This is a genomic window from Parathalassolituus penaei (genome assembly GCF_026626885.1).
GTDB lineage: Bacteria > Pseudomonadota > Gammaproteobacteria > Pseudomonadales > Oceanobacteraceae > Oceanobacter > Oceanobacter penaei.
In genome coordinates this window covers 20,818-36,064 of record NZ_JAPNOA010000006.1, presented here as the reverse complement: position 1 = coordinate 36,064, position 15,247 = coordinate 20,818, and the positions used below count along the sequence as shown (strand labels likewise).

The following is a 15,247-nucleotide window of genomic DNA, read 5'->3' as shown; positions in this document are numbered from 1 at the left end:
GACCTTCAACCCCTGAGAGGCCAGCATGGATCAGCGCCTTGATGATCTCTCTCGCTGGGCGAGTGCCGAGATCAAGCGCTTCGCCGATGCGGAGATCAGCGCCAATGTCGAAACGGTGTCCGGTGATGCCAGTTTCCGTCGTTACTTCCGAATGACTTTCCGAGACCGCAGCTGGATTCTGGTGGACGCTCCGCCAGCCCATGAAGACTGTGGTCGTTTTATCCGTATTGCGACCGCCTGGCACAAGGCCGGTGTGCGGGTTCCCGGCGTGATTGCTGTGGATACCGAGCGTGGTTTTATGCTGCTGGAAGACTTCGGTAACCAGCTGCTGTGGGGCCGTTTGCATCGCGAAGGTATCCGTCTGGATGAAATCAGCGGCCTCTATCAGGTCGCGATTGACCAGTTGTTGCATTTGCAGAGCGTCAAACCGGACGCTTTGCCGCCGTACGACGCCACCCTTCTTTATAATGAAATGGCTCTGTTCCGTGACTGGTTATGTCAGAAGCAGCTGGCCATGGAACTCACTGATGCAGAGCTGGAACTGCTGGAATCGGTCTTCCAGACCCTGATCGCCAATATTCTGGCTCAGCCCGTGGTGACCGTGCATCGTGATTATCACTCGCGCAACCTGATGGTACTGAGTGATAACGAGCTGGGCATTATCGATTTCCAGGACGCTGTCGCCGGTGCGCCGACCTACGACCTGATGTCGCTGCTGCGTGACAGTTATGTACGCTGGCCGACCGAGGTTGTGGACGAGCTGATGGCCTATTACTGGCAGAAAGCGCGTCAGCAGGGTGTGTATCTGGGCGGTTGGGAACAGCTGGTACAAGACGCCGACTGGATGGGCTTGCAACGCCAGATCAAGGTCGCCGGTATCTTTGCGCGTCTGAACCTGCGTGATGGCAAAGCCGCTTATCTGGCCGATATTCCCAACACTGTGCGTTATCTGCGTGATGCGGCCGGTCGTTACGAGGAATTTGCGCCATTCTGCCAATGGCTGGATAAACGATTCCTGCCTGCGCTTGCGCAATTGTCGGAGCAGCCATGAAGGCTATGATTCTGGCGGCAGGCCGTGGTCAGCGTATGGCGCCGTTAACCGACTCCTGTCCGAAACCACTGCTGCCGCTGGCTGGCAAACCGCTGATTGAATACCACCTCGAACGCCTGGTCGCGGCCGGTTTTCGGGAGGTGGTCATCAACCATGCCTGGCTCGGGCATATGCTCGAAGCCAGTCTGGGGGATGGCTCGCGTTGGGGCCTGAGCATTCACTGGTCGGCGGAAACCGAAGCACTGGAAACCGGCGGTGGTATTCACAAGGCCTTGCCGTTGCTGGGATCTGAGCCATTCTTGCTGATCAACGGTGATGTCTGGACCGACTGGCCGGGTGTTGTCTCGCCGACTGTCCTGTCTGGCGGGGTTCTGGCGCATCTGTGGCTGGTGGATAATCCCGACCACAATCCGAAGGGCGATTTTGTGCTGCAAGGCCAGCAGGTGGTGACTGATGGAGAAGGTCCGCGTCTGACCTTTTCCGGACTGAGTGTGATGAATCCGGCCTTGCTGGCGGATCATGAGCCGGGCTGTTTCGCCCTGGCTCCTGTATTGCGGGCTGCCATGGCCCAGGGACGAATCAGCGGTGAACGACTGGCCGCACGCTGGGTCGATGTTGGTACCCCGGCGCGACTGCATGAACTGGAGCAAACTTTACTGAAGGAGCGATAGGAATGGCGTTGTGGATGGGCAAGGCGATGGGCAGTGTTTTCGGTTTTATGACCGGAGGCCCATTTGGTGCGATGTTTGGTGCGTTTGTCGGGCACCTGATTGATCAGAATCTTGAGCGGATGTTCTCCACCTCGCTGGCGGTCATGGGTCAACGCAATAGCGGCGATGTACGGCAGCTGTTTATTGCTGGGATGTTCCACGTTATGGGACGGCTTGCCAAGGTGGATGGCCGGGTTACCGAGCGCGAAATCCAGGCGGCCAACTTTGTGATGGATCGGATGAACCTGTCCGGCGCTGCGCGGGATCAGGCCATTCGTTACTTCCGGGAAGGCAAGGACCCGCAATTCCCTCTGGATGAAGAACTCCAGCGGATTCGTCATTACATGAATCCGCATATGGCGCAGGTGTTTCTGGAGGTCGCAATGACCGTGGCGTATGCCGACGGCCCGGCGTCAGCCAAGGAATTTGCCCTGATGGAGCATGTCTGCAACCAGTTGGGGATCACCCAGGCGCAGCTGGTAACGATGCGCAAACGTGTCGAAGACGCCATGTATCAGTCACGTAATGGCGGGGTGTCGGCGGATCAGCAACTGCGTCAGGCTTACCAGACCCTCGGCGTCGACTCCGGTGTGGATGACGAAACCCTGAAGAAAACCTATCGCCGTCTGATGAGCCAGAACCACCCGGACAAACTCAGCGCCAGTGGTATTCCGGAAGAAATGATTCGTTTGGCCAAGGAAAAGACCCAGGAAATCCAGACCGCTTACGCCGTGATTCGCAAGGCACGAACCGCCTGATTGCAGGCGTTCGAACGCTTTTCTGAGCCGTCAGTAATCAACACGCCCGCGCAGGGATTTTACTTCCGAGCGGGCGTTTTTATGCTGCAGACGACGGCGTTTCGACGCCAGTGTCGGGCGCGTCGCCACTCGTGGTGCCTGCACCTGACAAGCCGCACGTAACAACGCGGCTACCCGTTCCACCGCATCTTCACGGTTCTGTTCCTGGGTCCGGAACTGCTGGGCCTTGATGATCAGAACCCCGTCCTTGCTGATCCGACTGTCGGAAGACTCCAGCATGCGGTTACGCACAAACTCCGGCAGAGATGAACGCTGGATGTCAAAACGCAAATGAATCGCGCTCGATACCTTGTTGACGTTCTGGCCACCGGCGCCCTGGGCGCGCATCGCGGTTAATTCCAGTTCATCGGTGTTCAGATAAATATCGCGTAACAGGTGAATCCGGTTCACAGCGGTAACTCCATTAATTCCGGTGAGGCCAGCCCGAAGGCGATAGACCAGAAATGGCAAAACACACCTGCCAGTACAAACAGGTGCCAGATTTCATGGTAACCAAACAGGCCGGGCAGAGGGTCGGGCCAGCGAGTCGCGTAGATCAGCGCGCCAAGGGTATAAAAGATACCGCCAGCAACCAACCAGTGCAGGGTCTGGCCAGGGATTTCCAGCAATTGTGGACCCGCGGCTACCACCATCCAGCCCATCAGTACATAGACCAGCGTGGATAACCAGCGGGGGGCTGAAATCCACAAGGCTTTCATTAAAACTCCGGCAATCGCCAGTGCCCACACCGCGCCACACAGCCAGTTGCCGAGCGGACTATCCAGACCAATCAGGCAAACCGGAGTATACGTACCGGCAATCATCAGGAAAATGGCCATATGATCGAGGCGCTTCAGGTGCATCAGCAGGCGTTCGGAGCCATGGCTCAGGTGGTAAACGGCACTGCTGGTGAACATCAGCAGCATGGTGACACCAAACACACTGAACGACACCATATGCCAGATATTGCCGTAAAGCGCGGCCCGCACCGTGAGAATGCAGAGCGCAACGATGGCCAGCACTGCACCGGCAAGGTGAGTGAAACCGCTGACAGGCTCACGGAAAATGGTTTGCATGACTCGCTCCGGGCAAAACAATCAAAACATAACAGGACAACGTACCCACCATGATGACGGATAAAAACGATAGTGTGAGGCCGTTGGCCAACCCGTCGCAAGAGCCGGGGAGCGGACTGACAGGTAACTGGAGCCTGTATCTGATCCGCAATCGCCTTGGCTACTATTATTGTGGTGTGACGACCGATGTGGTGCGCCGGTTCCGTGAGCATCAGGCCGATGGTGCCCGCTGTGCCCGCAGCTTGCGTGGCAAAGGCCCGTTAACCCTGTGTCATGTGATCGAGGTGGGTGACAAAAGCAGTGCCTTGCGACTGGAGATTCGCGTCAAACGTCTGAATCGCAAGGCCAAGGATGCCCTGATTGCCGGAACGCTGGATTGGCGCAGCTTATAGGGCGATTCTGACAAGACTGTGTCGAAAAGAGTCAGATACCGGTTTCAGGGCTGGTGTTGTCCGCCTGGAACGCTAATGTTACAGGTCTGTCACATAATTCCTTTAGACTTGCGCGCCTCACCCGTAAAATGGCGTGCGTTTTTCACACGGATTGGCTGTTTGTTCATGGTTTCAGTGCTTAGGATGTTTCGCGGTTTGCCTTTGCTGGGTTTTCTGGCGTTTTTGCTGTTTCTGATCGCGACCGCACCGTTGCATCTGGTATGGCCTTACGTAAAACCGCAACTCGGCAAACTGCCGGTTGAGGTGCGCTCGGTGGTGGGCACCGTCTGGCAAGCCCGTGTGCAAATTGCCAACCCGCAAACCGGCGTGCTTGATCTCGACTGGAAATTACAGCCACTTTCTCTTTTCTCTGCGCATCCTGCTGCTGATATCCGCGTTCAGAGTGAACAACTGAATGCCAACCTGCAGTTGCAGGTTTCCCCGTCCGGTACTGTGAATCTCAGCAACGGCGATGTGTTTCTCGATTCCGCCCTGTTAACCCCCATGTTGCGTAAAAACCGCACCGAAATTTCCGGCACCCTCGAAGCCAGCCAGCTGAATGTCAGCATCAGCAGTCTGAAACCACTGCAAATCCAGGCTGTCAGTGGTCGTCTGGTCTACAGTGGAGGCAAGGCGAGTTTCCCGGTGAACCGTAATACCGTGCAGGCCGATGTCCCTATGCTGGTGGCCGAAATGGCATTGGACGACAAGGGCAACCTGCAACTGCCCGTCACCAACACCGACCGTGAAGCGGTCAGCCAGCTGTTCCTGAAGACCGACGGCTGGGCAGGTGTGAAGGTTTACAAACGTTTGCTCGATCTGACCGGACAGCCATGGAATGGTAAAGAAGGGCCTGACAGTATCGTTTTTGAAGTGTCGCAAAAGATTCTATAACCTTGGTGCCCCTTCGGAGTGACATAAGATGGAAATAAACGCAGTGGCACCCGCTGCCTGGCAGTCTCTGGTACTCAAGCTCGGCAAGCTGGCGCTGACGCTGGTGCTGGCCTGGCAAGGTTCGCAACTGGTCTGGCAGATTGCCTCACCAGCCCCCATGATTCTGAGCCAACCGGCCACCGGTGGTGCGTCCGGTGGTGATCGTCCACAAGCGCTGGCGGGTACTGGTGACCTGCACCTGTTTGGTGTAGCCGGTGCGGAAACGGCTGCGCCGGTGGCGGTTAACCCGGTGGATGCGCCGGATACACGTCTGCGTCTGACCCTGCTGGGGGTAACGGTGGCGACTCCGGAAAAGAGTTCGAGCGCGATTATTTCCGCCAACGGCAAGGAAGCAGACTTCTTCCGGATTGGCGACACCGTGGATGGTCGTACCCGTCTGGCATCGGTGCTCAAGGATCGTGTGATTCTCGATAACGCTGGCAAACTCGAAACCCTGCGGTTTGAAGATGTGCCAGGTGCTGGCAGCAATGTGGTTGCCGCGCCTAACCGCCCAGTCCGTACGCCGACCCGCAACGAATCGGCACCACCACGTGGTGGTAATCTGGCGGAGCGTTTTGGTGAAATTCGCAGCGCCAGTGAATTTGTGGACGTTGCCTCAGCAGAACTGGGCGATGATCCGATGGTAGCCATTAACAAGATGGGACTGGTTCCTCGTGGTGACGGTGAAGGGTATGAAGTCAAACCCGGTTCACCGTTAATCCAGTTCCAGCTCAAACCGGGTGACGTAGTGCTGACGGTCAACGATCAGCCACTGGGTGATCCGGCCAGCGACCAGAGTCTGCTGGAAGAAATCCGAACCGCCGAAAGTGTTCGCATTGAAGTCATGCGCGGCGATAACCGAATAGTAGTTAACCACAGGCTGAATTAAGGAAATGGGTGTGTTCAGACATTGGATGCTGGCGATTTTGCTGGCTCTGAGCGGTATCGCCAACGCTCAGGAAAACTGGCAAATCAATCTGAAAGAAGCCGACATCAGTGCTTTTATCAGCCAGGTTGCCGACATTACCGGTAAAAGCTTTGTGGTTGACCCGCGTGTAAAAGGCAAGGTCAGTGTGCTGTCGAAAGAGCCGCTGGACTCCAACGGGGTTTACGAGCTGTTCCTGTCGGTATTGCAGGTGCATGGTTTTGCCGCGGTTCCGGCTGGTGGTGTTACCCTCATTGTCAACGAGAACGACGTCAAACAGGCCGGTCGTAACCTCGATACCCGCATCGCCCCGGACAGCCAGGAAATGCTGACCAAGGTCATCATGATCAAAAACACGCCTGCGCTTGATCTGGTGCCAATCCTGCGTCCACTGGTGGCCAAGTATGGTCATCTGGCTGGCGTGAAATCCGCCAACGCCCTGATCATCTCTGACCATGCGGCCAACATCGCCCGTATGGAACAGATCATCGACCGCCTGGACCGTTCCGGCAGTGAAGAGCTGGAAGTGGTGCAGCTGAAAGAGGCCTGGGTGGGTAACGTAGTGACCATGCTGCAGAGCCTTGATCCGAACAAGGTATCCCAGGGTAACGGTGATAACGCCAACAACACCGCGGGTAGCATTCGTGTGGTCGCCGACGAGCGCTCTAACCGTCTGATTATCAAAGGCGAAAAAACCGCGCGTGAACGTATCCGTCATCTGATCGAACAGCTCGACCAGCCGTCCTATTTCAGCGGCAGCGCCCAGGTGATTCGTTTGCAATACGCCGACGCCACCAAGCTGGCCGAGATGATCAAGAACCTGATGAACGACAACTCATCCGCCAAGGATAAAGACGCCCAGCAGGTCAAAGGCACGATTGGTATTCATGCTGACGAAGAGCTGAACGCGCTGGTAGTGCGTGCAGAACCATCGCTGATGAAAGAAATCCAGGAGCTGGTGGCATCTCTCGACGTCCGTCGTGCCCAGGTACTGATTGAATCCGCCATCGTTGAAGTGACCGCTGGCAAGGAAGACGCCATGGGGGTGCAGTGGTTCAGCGGTAACCTTGATGCGCCGGTTGCAGCCACCAACTTCTCCAACGCTGGTTCTTCTATCGGCAGTATTGCCACCAGTGTGGCTTCTGGCGATTACGCATCAGCACTGGGCTCGGGTCTGACCGTGGGTGCCTATAAAGAGAAGAACGGTGAAGTACAGTTTGGTGCCATCCTGCAGGCGATCGAGAGTGTTTCCAACACCAACCTGTTGTCTACACCAAGTATCATGACCCTGGATAACCAGGAAGCTGAAATTATCGTTGGTCAGAACGTACCGTTTATTACCGGTTCGACCGCTTCCAGCACCAACTCCAACCCGTTCAACACCATCGAACGTAAAGACGTTGGTGTGTCGTTGAAGGTAAAACCGCACATTCACGATGGCAGTGATATTCGTCTGGAAGTCGAAGCGTCGGCGGAATCGGTATCTACCACCACCGTGGATGGCAGTGCTGACCTGATCACCAACAAACGTGCTTTGAAGACCGTGATTCTGACCGAAAACAAGGAAACCATCGTACTCGGTGGTCTGATTCGTGATGACGTCACTGAAACCGAAAGCAAGGTGCCACTGCTGGGTGATATCCCGTTGCTGGGCTGGCTGTTCCGCTCGACCAGTACCGAACACACCAAAACCAACCTGATGCTGTTCCTGCGTCCGACCATTGTGAACACCGCCGAAGTGTCACGTGATCTGACTCATGACCGTTACAATGGCATCTGGGAATTCAGCGTATCCGACAAATTGGGGGCAGAAAATGTGGATTCCCAGTTGAACCACCTGTTCAACGGTCTGCCAGTGCGTTAACAACAACCGATTGATAACAGCTTGACCAGAACGGGCGCCCAACAGGTCGCCCGTTTTCTTTCCAGTGATTGCTGGGGGCTCTGATTGTTGGAATGGCAACAAGGTGTGCCATTCGTATTTGCAAGGCCTTATCTTGTGACATGGCTCCACTCCGGTGTGTGGTGGCTTACCAGAACTTCTTGACACTTTTCTCTATTATCCCGTCTGTCGTTTGAACAAGTTCAAGCGGTTATAACCATTCAGGGATGACTCCAGAACACAGGGAAAGGATTGAGATGTTGGCAGATCACACGCGACAATACATTCGTGCATTCGCACTGGCGCTGTTTTTTCCAGCGCTGACCGTGGTACTGGACTGGTGTGTGGTAGCCCTGCAATGCCAGGGGTATTTTCAGTCGCAAGCGGTGTGTGAGCTGGGCGGTATGAAGTTATTACCCTTGTTCCGGTTTGCGTTGTTCTGGTGTTCGTTATTGGCGATTCCGGTAATGCTGGTGGCCTGTGGCCGGGCATTACGAATCTACCGCGACCAGCAACAACCAGCCGCGACTGAATAAACCGGCCTGGCCCCTGGCGGCTTGTGCCATTCACATTTCCTGAACAAAGGCTTTTGATATGGACGTTTATCTGCTGGTGGGCAACCTCTACAAGGCATTTGCACAGCGCCCACGGCCCGCGCATTTTATCAACCCGGCGTTCAGGGAAAACGGGCAGGGCTCCGTACTGGATTCACTAGCGTTACCAGATATCGGCCTTGCCGAGTTGGGCGGGGGCTGTGCCCAGCGTCTGGATCATCTGGGCGACGACGCGTTGGCCTATTGTTTACCACGTTTGTTGGAACTGGCACTGATGGGCTTGCACAGCCACGATGGCCAGTTATTTGCCGAACACCTGTTACAATTACTTGGCTCCAACGAAGAACGCGAGCGGTTTGAGTCCTATTCAGAAGCCGAAGTGATGGCCGTGCTGGATGCACTCGACTACCTGTATATCGAACTGGGCGAGCAGATGACCAGTTGTACCCTCGACGACGCCCTGATGTTCTGGGCCGAGAAGGTTTGCTGAGGCAACGTGGCTGGCCTTGCACAAGGAATTGAGCAGCAATGAAACGACTGTTATGGCTGTTATTGATGGCCTCCAGCAGCAGTATGGCGCTGGACTGTAACAACGCCACAACCACGCTGGATATGAATGAATGTGCTGCCCAGGAGCAGCAAGTGGTGGAAGCCCGCTTAAACGAGGTGTATCGCAATGTGATGAAACACCTCGAAGGTAATGAAGACCATTACCCTGAGGTGCGCGCCAAACTGCTGGAAGGCCAACGCGCCTGGATCAAATTCCGCGAAGCGGATTGTGAAGCCCAATACATCCTGCATCAGGATGGCACCATGCGTAATCTGGTGCACATTGGCTGTATGCAGTCACACGCTGAACAGCGCATCAAAAGCCTGCAGGCGTTTATTGGAAGCGACTGATTTAAAGAAGGGCAGGGCGGCGGTTAACAGTCGCCACTGCCTGCCAGTAATGGATTGATACCGGCCTCGCGTAACAGCTCACACAGGGCGATCATCGGCAACCCGATCAGGCTGTTGAAATCCCGCCCTTCCAGCCCTTCAAACAGCTGAATTCCTGCCCCCTCGACCTTGAAACTGCCGGCACAATCGAGCGGCTGTTCGCGTTCAACATAATGGCGGATTTCGATCGTACTGAGTTCGCGAAAGCGCACATGAAAAGGCTCGGTAATTACCCTGGAAAAACCGCTGGCCGGGTGAATCAGCGCCAGCCCGGTCAGGAAGGAAATACGCTGGCCGCTGCAAGCCTGTAACTGCGTCACGGCTTTTTCCACCGTTCCGGGTTTGCCGGTAATTCGGCCATTCACCACACAGACCTGATCACTGCCGATAATCCAGTGGTGTGGCCACTGTGCCGCCAGCGCCTCAGCCTTGGCCAATGCCAGACGGCAGGTGAGTTGCTCCGGAGATTCATCGGCACGGGGCGTTTCATCAATATCCGGGCTGGCCCAGTCAAACGGCAAACCCAGCTGTTGCAGCAATGAACGACGGTACTTGGAAGAGGAAGCAAGCAGGAGTTTCATACGGATAGCCCGAACCGGAAGCAGAAGCGGCAGTGTAAAGGTTATTGCTGCCTCAACACACCGCTGTGTTTTTGGCTGAAGCCGGACAGGCTGAACGGCGGCCATAAAAAAATCCGGCCCCTTGCGGGTACCGGATTTTTTCTCGACCTGCCAGCACAAGCACTGGCAGTCGCACACTCAGGAATGAGTGTTGTACGAATTACGCAGCCAGGTTGGCGTTTGCGAATTCCCAGTTAACCAGGGCCCAGAAGCCACCCAGGTAGTTAGGACGTACGTTGCGGTAATCGATGTAGTAAGCGTGTTCCCACAGGTCAACGGTCAGGATCGGAGTGACGCCTTCTTCGGTGATTGGGGTAGCAGCGTTGGAAGTGTTAACGATGTCCAGGGAACCGTCAGCTTTCTTCACCAGCCAGGTCCAGGAAGAACCGAAGTTGTTAACAGCCTTGTCGTTGAACTTGGCCTGGAATTCGGCGAAAGAACCGAAAGCAGCGTTGATGGCATCAGCGATAGCGCCAGTTGGCTCGCCGCCGCCGTTTGGAGACAGGCTGTTCCAGAAGAAGGTGTGGTTCCAGATCTGGGCTGCGTTGTTGAACACACCACCAGAAGAGGTCTTGATGATCTCTTCCAGAGTCTTGCCTTCGAATTCGGTGCCTGGAATCAGACCGTTCAGCTTGTCAACGTAAGTCTTGTGGTGTTTGCCGTGGTGGAATTCCAGAGTCTCTACAGACATGTGTGGAACCAGGGCGTCTTTTGCGTACGGCAGTGCTGGAAGTTCAAAGGCCATGAAGTGATCTCCATTATTCTGGCTAAGTCGGGTTGCATGCGTTGCATGAGATGGGGGCGGTGCACAGAAATTCAAGTGTCGGTGCCCCTCAATCGCAAGCATGATAACACTCGTTGGAAGGCATCGGCTATCTGTGGTCAATAGCCAGCCTCTATTGTATTTCCGGTCTCTGCTGCCACCTGAAACCCGTTTTCTGACACTTTTTCTCTGTATACTGGTAGTAATTTTTGACGATCAGGCAATGCCTGTGTTTCACCGATTTACAATTTACCGGAAGCGGTCATGGACAATATCAAAGAGCCTGTAGTGCCCGACATCATGCCGATGGACGACGACATTGAACTGCGTCAGCGTCAGTTGAAGAAAACCCGTGGTGGCGCATCCTCCTCCCGTTCTGAACCGGCTTCTCGTACCGCCAGCCGTGATACTGGCTCCAGCGGTGGTTCCGGTGTTGCCATGCTGGCCATGATTCTGGCGGTGGGGGCCTGTGGTTTTGCCGGATTCCTGTTCACCCGCCTGCAAGACACCAGCGCCCAGCTGGCCGATGCCCAGAAAGTTATCGAACAACAGTCCCAGAACCTGCAAGTGCTGAACGAGCGCCTGTCGGTCACCGGCGAAAACGCCACCCTGTCGTTGGATGCCCTGAAAACCATGCTGAAAGATCAGGACGCAGCCCTCGACAAAGTCGCCACCAGTGCCGCCCGTAACAAGGACATGATTGCCGCCAACGACAAGGACATCGCCGGTCTGGATAGCCGATTGGGCAAACTCGACAAGGTCACGGCAGATCAGTCGACACTGATTGATAAAACCAATCAGGACCTCGCCAGCCAGCAAGACAGACTGATGAATCTGGAAGGCGCGGTACAGAGAATTCCAGCCGAGATGGAAATTCGTATGGCCCAGAACACCGAAGCGATTCAGGGCAACGATGCCAAACTGAAAGCCCTGCGCGACGCCGATACCGCCCTGCGTGAAACCGACGCGTCCCTCACTCGGGAATTGTCGACATTGCGCAACCTGATCACCCAGACTCAGGCCCGCATTACCGCCTTGCACTCTCCGGGTAGCCGCTAAGCCACCCAGTTGCAGATGCCCGGTACGAACCGGGCATCTGTGATCTTAGCTTCGGTTGATCCGCGAGAATCTCAGGATCGTTCTGCCAGAGGCAATTCATCCGTTTATTCCGATGGCCCGGAACCAGTCCAGGCATCCGGTTCTATCCCGGATCATTGACGTGCTGTCCTTGCACATCGCCCCCAGCCGCTCAATGGCTGCTTGCACCAAAGCCTATGCCGGTTTGCGTTTTAGAGCGTCGCGGGTTGCTGTACAATCCGGGCCCGTTCGTGCCAGACGTCTGTCTGGCACACCTCTATCCGGCAGCAGCAAGCCCCCTCGCGTTGCGGTTGTCACCGGGAGTGTCTGCCCGACAGACACCAGGCTCAAAAGAGCACAGAGCTAACAGAGAGAGATCCTACATGACAGTGATCAAGCAAGAAGACCTGATCCAGAGCGTCGCCGATGCACTGCAGTACATTTCGTACTACCACCCGAAAGACTTTATCGATGCGGTAAACGAAGCGTACGAGCGTGAAGAGTCCAAGGCGGCCAAAGACGCCATGGCGCAGATCCTGATCAACTCCCGCATGTGTGCCATGGGCCACCGTCCAATCTGCCAGGACACCGGTATTGTGACCGTGTTCCTGACCATTGGTATGGACGTGAAGTTTGAAGGTGACATGTCCGTTGAAGACATGTGTAACGAAGGCGTTCGTCGTGCTTACCTGCACCCAGACAACGTTCTGCGTGCGTCTGTTCTGGCTGATCCAGACGGCAAGCGTGCCAACACCAAGGACAACACTCCTGCCATCATCCACATGAAACTGGTTCCGGGGAACACCGTTGACGTGCATGTGGCGGCCAAAGGCGGCGGCTCTGAAGCCAAGTCCAAGTTTGCCATGCTGAACCCTTCTGACAGCATCGTTGACTGGGTTCTGGAACAGGTGCCTAAGATGGGCGCGGGCTGGTGCCCACCAGGTATGCTGGGTATTGGTATCGGCGGTACTGCCGAAAAAGCCATGCTGCTGGCCAAGGAATCCCTGCTGGAACCGATCGACATCCACGAACTGCAAGCTCGTGGCGCCCAGAACCGTGCTGAAGAACTGCGTCTGGAACTGTTCGACAAGATCAACAAGCTGGGTATTGGTGCTCAGGGTCTGGGTGGTCTGACCACCGTGCTGGACGTGAAAGTGATGGATTATCCAACTCACGCTGCCAACAAGCCGGTTGCCATCATCCCTAACTGTGCCGCTACCCGTCACACTCACTTTGTTCTGGATGGTTCTGGCGCTGCCAAACTGGAAGTTCCGAAACTGGAAGACTGGCCAGAAATCAGCTGGGAAGTGGGTGACAGCGTTCGTCGCGTGAACCTGAACACCGTTACTCCGGAAGAAGTAAAAGAGTGGAAGACCGGCGAAACCGTACTGCTGTCTGGCAAGATGCTGACTGGCCGCGACGCGGCTCACAAGCGTATGGTCGACATGATCAACAAGGGCGAAGAACTGCCAGTTGATCTGAAAGGTCGCTTCATTTACTACGTAGGCCCGGTTGATCCAGTACGTGACGAAGTGGTTGGCCCAGCAGGCCCGACTACTGCAACCCGTATGGACAAGTTTACCCGCACCGTGATCGAGAAGACCGGTCTGCTGGGTATGATCGGTAAATCCGAGCGTGGTCCAATGGCGATTGAAGCCATCAAGGACAACGAAGCGGTATACCTGATGGCCGTTGGTGGTGCTGCTTACCTGGTATCCCAGGCGATCAAGGATGCCAAGGTTCTGGCATTTGCGGATCTGGGTATGGAAGCTATCTACGAATTCGACGTTGTGGATATGCCGGTGACTGTAGCGGTAGATACCAAGGGTGAGTCTGTACACATCACTGGTCCTATCGAGTGGTCTGCCCGTATTGCTGCCAAAGAAGTTCAGTAATACCGGTGTGCCAGGGACACTCTGAATAACTCTGCACAGCTCTGCGCGAGTGCTGCAGTGCGTGTGAGCAAGGCGACGAACGCAGCGAAATGACGAACCAACCTGGCCGGGTCCTTTTCAAGTTCGTCAACACCGCTCAAACGTGCTGCAGCCCGCGCCCTTCGGGGCTTTCGGGATGGTGATGACTCGGTGTCGCCGGTTTTTGACGTAGCCTGCTATGCCATCAAACCGGCTTCGTGATTCATCACCATCCCGATAAGCCAGAGCGGGCACCGAGTTATTCAGAGGGTCCCTAGCGGTGTTACCGCCAGCTGCATAAAAAAACCGCCTGCGGGCGGTTTTTTATGGGCGACGTTTGGCTTCAGACCTCACAGACACTCACTTCTGACGCCCCGGACGCAGGGTCGGCAGCATCTTCAGACCTGCCGCCTGATCCAGTTGTTTCAGCTCACTGATCGCGGAGCCAAAGCCATAACTGGCGTTCTGCAGGATATACAGGGTTTCACCGTCTTTTACCTCAACCGCCAGCTCGGCACGGTTTTCGGCTAATGAATAGAGCGTGTGTTTGCCAGCACTCACCGGGAACACCAGATACTGGCCACCACTGGTAGTGCCCTTGATTGAACCCGCTTGGGTGTCGTCGAGAGTGACCGTCATGGACGCCAGACTCTGATCATTCAGCGGACGCAGGATGTAGATCATACCGGTGCCCGTCGCCACGGCTTTCTGATCGACGCTGTTGACGGCAACGGATGTAGCGGTTGCTGACGCGCTTGTTGCGGTTGCAGGAGCGGCGGCCGCGACTGGTGCTTCTTCCATTGGCATGCAAACCGGTGGTGGGGTAGTGGCACAACCGGCCATCACCAGTGAAACAGCAGATACCAGTCCCAGCTGGCGAAGGGTGAATACAGACATGGATGATTCCTGATGTTCTTGTTGTCAGGCTGCATGGTAGCAGCCGGAGCAAGTGCCTGTCGGGCCTGCATCAATCCGTTTTATGGAGGAGTGTATTGGGTGTTGCGATAGGCGCGAAGTGTGGCTGTGCTGGGCGTCTGGCGTCTGGCGTCTGGCGTCTGGCGTCTGGCGTCTGGCGTCTGGCGTCTGGCGGCTACTCGGCTTGTTAATTGGCCTGGCTGCTTGCCCTCCTGGGGGACCTTGTCCCCCGGCCGGGCGGGCCTCCCCCTGCTGTTGCCCGACTGGGCTCGTTTATCTGGTTTTCACCGACAACGGCGTTTCGACCCCGACCCGATGGCACATCCCTGTGTCAACGGGTCTGGCGGGGCATCCATGCCCCGGCCGGGTCGGCCGTTGCGGTGAATCCCGGCTCGCCCAGATGGACAATTAACGGTGGCCAGCTGCGCTGGGCGAAATCAGTGAAGTCGATGTTCTGCTGTAGCGTGGGCATTTATGCCCACAAAAATCGCCCCCGACGCCCGACGCCCGACGTCCGACGTCCGACGTCCGACGTCCGACTTCAGACTTCAGACTTCAGACTTCAGACTTCAGACTTCAGGCGCTTTGCGGTTACTCGGCTTGTTAATAGGCCTGGCTGCTTGCCCTCGTGGGGGACCTTGTCCCCCGGCCGGGCGGGCCT

At 56.0% G+C, this 15,247-nt stretch carries 17 protein-coding genes; 12 read left to right on the top strand and 5 right to left on the bottom strand.

Annotation, left to right across the window (positions count from 1 at the left end):
* The first annotated feature begins 25 nt into the window (after nucleotides 1-25).
* The 3 genes from OUO13_RS01230 to djlA are packed head-to-tail and all read left to right on the top strand — an operon-like array spanning nucleotide 26 to nucleotide 2,519.
* Nucleotides 26-1,051: an aminoglycoside phosphotransferase family protein gene (locus OUO13_RS01230; RefSeq protein WP_283172030.1), complete on the top strand. Its 1,026-nt coding sequence runs from the start codon at nucleotides 26-28 to the stop codon at nucleotides 1,049-1,051.
* Nucleotides 1,048-1,722 carry an N-acetylmuramate alpha-1-phosphate uridylyltransferase MurU gene (murU, locus tag OUO13_RS01225; RefSeq protein ID WP_283172029.1) on the top strand — a complete coding sequence of 225 codons (675 nt, stop codon included), beginning with the start codon at nucleotides 1,048-1,050 and terminating at the stop codon, nucleotides 1,720-1,722. Before OUO13_RS01230 ends, murU begins: the two co-directional genes overlap by 4 nt.
* A 2-nt stretch (nucleotides 1,723-1,724) precedes the next feature.
* Entirely contained in the window at nucleotides 1,725-2,519 is a 795-nt protein-coding gene (gene djlA / locus OUO13_RS01220; protein WP_283172028.1) for a co-chaperone DjlA, read from the top strand.
* 30 nt (nucleotides 2,520-2,549) lie between these two features.
* Here the strand turns inward: djlA and arfB are convergent, their stop codons facing one another.
* Both arfB and trhA read right to left on the bottom strand, forming a co-directional pair.
* Nucleotides 2,550-2,969: an alternative ribosome rescue aminoacyl-tRNA hydrolase ArfB gene (arfB, locus tag OUO13_RS01215; protein WP_283172027.1), complete on the bottom strand. Its 420-nt coding sequence runs from the start codon at nucleotides 2,967-2,969 to the stop codon at nucleotides 2,550-2,552.
* Nucleotides 2,966-3,634 (bottom strand): PAQR family membrane homeostasis protein TrhA, encoded by a 669-nt coding sequence (trhA, locus tag OUO13_RS01210; RefSeq protein WP_283172026.1) that lies wholly within the window; start codon nucleotides 3,632-3,634, stop codon nucleotides 2,966-2,968. Before trhA ends, arfB begins: the two co-directional genes overlap by 4 nt.
* Nucleotides 3,635-3,684: 50 nt before the next feature.
* Between trhA and OUO13_RS01205 the strand changes: the two genes are divergently transcribed.
* The 7 genes from OUO13_RS01205 to OUO13_RS01175 all read left to right on the top strand — a co-directional run bounded on the left by OUO13_RS01205 (nucleotide 3,685) and on the right by OUO13_RS01175 (nucleotide 9,259).
* Nucleotides 3,685-4,026, top strand: a complete 342-nt coding sequence (locus tag OUO13_RS01205) for a GIY-YIG nuclease family protein (protein ID WP_283172025.1) — start codon at nucleotides 3,685-3,687, stop codon at nucleotides 4,024-4,026.
* A 183-nt stretch (nucleotides 4,027-4,209) separates the two neighbouring features.
* Complete coding sequence (gspN, locus tag OUO13_RS01200; RefSeq protein WP_283172024.1) at nucleotides 4,210-4,959, top strand: type II secretion system protein N; 750 nt, start codon at nucleotides 4,210-4,212, stop codon at nucleotides 4,957-4,959.
* 28 nt (nucleotides 4,960-4,987) lie between these two features.
* A complete protein-coding gene (locus OUO13_RS01195; protein WP_283172023.1) occupies nucleotides 4,988-5,887 on the top strand; it encodes a type II secretion system protein N in 900 nt (299 codons plus the stop codon).
* Between the two features lie 10 nt (nucleotides 5,888-5,897).
* Nucleotides 5,898-7,787 (top strand): type II secretion system secretin GspD, encoded by a 1,890-nt coding sequence (gene gspD, locus OUO13_RS01190; protein WP_428982306.1) that lies wholly within the window; start codon nucleotides 5,898-5,900, stop codon nucleotides 7,785-7,787.
* A 275-nt stretch (nucleotides 7,788-8,062) separates the two neighbouring features.
* The gene (locus OUO13_RS01185) at nucleotides 8,063-8,341 is read left to right on the top strand and encodes a hypothetical protein (protein ID WP_283172021.1); all 279 of its coding nucleotides are present in this window, start codon (nucleotides 8,063-8,065) and stop codon (nucleotides 8,339-8,341) included.
* A 58-nt stretch (nucleotides 8,342-8,399) separates the two neighbouring features.
* Nucleotides 8,400-8,849, top strand: a complete 450-nt coding sequence (locus OUO13_RS01180) for a hypothetical protein (RefSeq protein WP_283172020.1) — start codon at nucleotides 8,400-8,402, stop codon at nucleotides 8,847-8,849.
* Between the two features lie 38 nt (nucleotides 8,850-8,887).
* Entirely contained in the window at nucleotides 8,888-9,259 is a 372-nt protein-coding gene (locus tag OUO13_RS01175; RefSeq protein WP_283172019.1) for a lysozyme inhibitor LprI family protein, read from the top strand.
* 23 nt (nucleotides 9,260-9,282) lie between these two features.
* Here the strand turns inward: OUO13_RS01175 and OUO13_RS01170 are convergent, their stop codons facing one another.
* Nucleotides 9,283-9,879, bottom strand: coding sequence for a Maf family protein (locus OUO13_RS01170; protein ID WP_283172018.1), 597 nt, complete (start codon nucleotides 9,877-9,879; stop codon nucleotides 9,283-9,285).
* 199 nt (nucleotides 9,880-10,078) lie between these two features.
* The gene (gene sodB / locus OUO13_RS01165) at nucleotides 10,079-10,663 is read right to left on the bottom strand and encodes a superoxide dismutase [Fe] (RefSeq protein ID WP_283172017.1); all 585 of its coding nucleotides are present in this window, start codon (nucleotides 10,661-10,663) and stop codon (nucleotides 10,079-10,081) included.
* 282 nt (nucleotides 10,664-10,945) lie between these two features.
* Between sodB and OUO13_RS01160 the strand changes: the two genes are divergently transcribed.
* Both OUO13_RS01160 and OUO13_RS01155 read left to right on the top strand, forming a co-directional pair.
* A complete protein-coding gene (locus OUO13_RS01160) occupies nucleotides 10,946-11,740 on the top strand; it encodes a hypothetical protein (protein WP_283172016.1) in 795 nt (264 codons plus the stop codon).
* Nucleotides 11,741-12,141: 401 nt separating this feature from the next.
* On the top strand, nucleotides 12,142-13,653 hold the full coding sequence (locus OUO13_RS01155; RefSeq protein ID WP_283172015.1) for a fumarate hydratase: 1,512 nt from the start codon (nucleotides 12,142-12,144) through the stop codon (nucleotides 13,651-13,653).
* A gap of 378 nt (nucleotides 13,654-14,031) precedes the next feature.
* Here OUO13_RS01155 and OUO13_RS01150 read toward each other — a convergent pair whose 3' ends face one another.
* The gene (locus OUO13_RS01150; RefSeq protein WP_283172014.1) at nucleotides 14,032-14,568 is read right to left on the bottom strand and encodes a hypothetical protein; all 537 of its coding nucleotides are present in this window, start codon (nucleotides 14,566-14,568) and stop codon (nucleotides 14,032-14,034) included.
* Between the last annotated feature and the right edge of the window lie 679 nt (nucleotides 14,569-15,247).

Coding starts and splice junctions, on each gene's coding strand:
- OUO13_RS01180 (WP_283172020.1), top strand. CDS start 8,400: ATGGACGTTTATCTGCTGGTGGGCAACCTCTACAAGGCATTTGCACAG.
- OUO13_RS01170 (WP_283172018.1), bottom strand. CDS start 9,879: ATGAAACTCCTGCTTGCTTCCTCTTCCAAGTACCGTCGTTCATTGCTG.
- OUO13_RS01205 (WP_283172025.1), top strand. CDS start 3,685: ATGATGACGGATAAAAACGATAGTGTGAGGCCGTTGGCCAACCCGTCG.
- sodB (WP_283172017.1), bottom strand. CDS start 10,663: ATGGCCTTTGAACTTCCAGCACTGCCGTACGCAAAAGACGCCCTGGTT.
- OUO13_RS01150 (WP_283172014.1), bottom strand. CDS start 14,568: ATGTCTGTATTCACCCTTCGCCAGCTGGGACTGGTATCTGCTGTTTCA.
- OUO13_RS01230 (WP_283172030.1), top strand. CDS start 26: ATGGATCAGCGCCTTGATGATCTCTCTCGCTGGGCGAGTGCCGAGATC.
- OUO13_RS01160 (WP_283172016.1), top strand. CDS start 10,946: ATGGACAATATCAAAGAGCCTGTAGTGCCCGACATCATGCCGATGGAC.
- trhA (WP_283172026.1), bottom strand. CDS start 3,634: ATGCAAACCATTTTCCGTGAGCCTGTCAGCGGTTTCACTCACCTTGCC.
- djlA (WP_283172028.1), top strand. CDS start 1,725: ATGGCGTTGTGGATGGGCAAGGCGATGGGCAGTGTTTTCGGTTTTATG.
- OUO13_RS01195 (WP_283172023.1), top strand. CDS start 4,988: ATGGAAATAAACGCAGTGGCACCCGCTGCCTGGCAGTCTCTGGTACTC.
- OUO13_RS01155 (WP_283172015.1), top strand. CDS start 12,142: ATGACAGTGATCAAGCAAGAAGACCTGATCCAGAGCGTCGCCGATGCA.
- OUO13_RS01175 (WP_283172019.1), top strand. CDS start 8,888: ATGAAACGACTGTTATGGCTGTTATTGATGGCCTCCAGCAGCAGTATG.
- murU (WP_283172029.1), top strand. CDS start 1,048: ATGAAGGCTATGATTCTGGCGGCAGGCCGTGGTCAGCGTATGGCGCCG.
- OUO13_RS01185 (WP_283172021.1), top strand. CDS start 8,063: ATGTTGGCAGATCACACGCGACAATACATTCGTGCATTCGCACTGGCG.
- gspN (WP_283172024.1), top strand. CDS start 4,210: ATGTTTCGCGGTTTGCCTTTGCTGGGTTTTCTGGCGTTTTTGCTGTTT.